Origin of the sequence: Micromonospora sp. NPDC000207 (assembly GCF_040300925.1) — a bacterium.
Taxonomy (GTDB): domain Bacteria; phylum Actinomycetota; class Actinomycetes; order Mycobacteriales; family Micromonosporaceae; genus Micromonospora.
The window spans coordinates 1-1294 of sequence record NZ_JBEPEQ010000239.1 but is presented as its reverse complement, the minus strand read 5'-3'; the positions used below and the strand labels follow the sequence as shown (position 1 = coordinate 1294).

2 protein-coding genes are annotated in these 1294 nt (G+C 74.3%); both read left to right on the top strand.

Features of this window, described 5'->3' with window-relative positions:
• A partial coding sequence (locus tag ABT336_RS27420) for a thioesterase domain-containing protein (protein WP_350900498.1) occupies nt 1-950 on the top strand: 950 nt, incomplete at its 5' end.
• The coding region (locus ABT336_RS27415) for a saccharopine dehydrogenase NADP-binding domain-containing protein (RefSeq protein WP_350900496.1) at nt 947-1294 on the top strand (348 nt) is incomplete at its 3' end. The genes ABT336_RS27420 and ABT336_RS27415, both read left to right, overlap by 4 nt.

Below are 1294 nucleotides of genomic sequence, written 5' to 3'. Positions count from 1 at the left end.
GGGGCGGCCACGACGGCGACACCCCGGTCGACCCGCTGGTGCCGCTCACCGACACCGACGGGGACGAGGTGCGGGTCCTGGTGCACGACGGGGTGGGCACCCTCGCCGCGTACCGGACGGTGATCCCGCTGCTGGACCGCTCCGGTCCGGTCGTGGGGCTGGCCGTCGGCGCCGACGACCCGTACCGCAGCGAGGACCCGGCGGGGTTGCTCGAACGCCGCGCTGCCGACTACACCGAGCGGCTGCTCGCCACCGGGCACCGACGGTTCCACGTCGTCGGCTACTGCATGGGCGGCCTGGTGGCGTTGGAGATCGCCAGGCAGCTCACCGAGGCGGGCGCCACCGTGGCGAGCCTGACGATCATCAGCAGCTACGGACTGCCGCACACCATCGAGGACGACCTGGTCCTCGAGTACGTCTTCGCCCGACTGGTCGGGGCGGACACCGTTGCGCTGGGCTACCCGTCCGACGCGGTGATCGCCAGGTCGTTCGAGGCGGTCCTCGCCGCCACCCCGGACCGGGTCCCCACCGGTGCCCTCGACGCCCTCACCGGCGACGACGACCTGGCCGAGGCGGCTACCCGCTTCGCCGCGCTCCGGCAACACCCCCCGGCGCAACGGCTGGCAGCGATCGCCGGACAGGCCGACGGGGACGACGCCCCGGAACTCGACCTGACGTCGCTGTACGAGCTGTACCGGCAGAGCATGGCAGCGGTGACCCGACACCGCCCGACCCCGTACGCCGGGGACATCACCTTTCTGCGGGAGAACGACGACACCGGCTTCCTGCCGTGGCTGCGCCGGGACATGACCGAGTACTGGCGCGGGCTCTGCCTGGGTGACCTGTCGATCGTCGACGTCCCCGGCGACCACTTCACCTGTCTGCGGGAGCCGCACGCCGCCCGGGTGGTCGAGGTCCTCGGCGACCTGCACACCGGCGGTCCACGGTGACCGCCCGGGTCGGGGTGCTCGGCTGCTACGGCGGGGTGGGTGCGGAGGTCACCGGCCTCCTCGACGACCTGCTGGTGACGGTCCGCCCGGCCGGTCGGCGCGGAGACGCCGTCCGCGCGGCGGTGGGGGACCGTGGTCTGGTCGTCGACGTCGACGACCCCGACGCCCTGGCGGGGTTCTGCGCCGACTGCGACGTGGTGGTGGACTGCACCGGACCGGCCGACCGGATCGGTGACCGGGTGCTGCGCGCGGCACTGGCCGCCGGAGCCGACTACGTCGGACCCGCCGACCTGGTCGCACCGGAGACGGTGCCCGCCGGGCGGCGGGTGGTGCTCGGCGCCGGG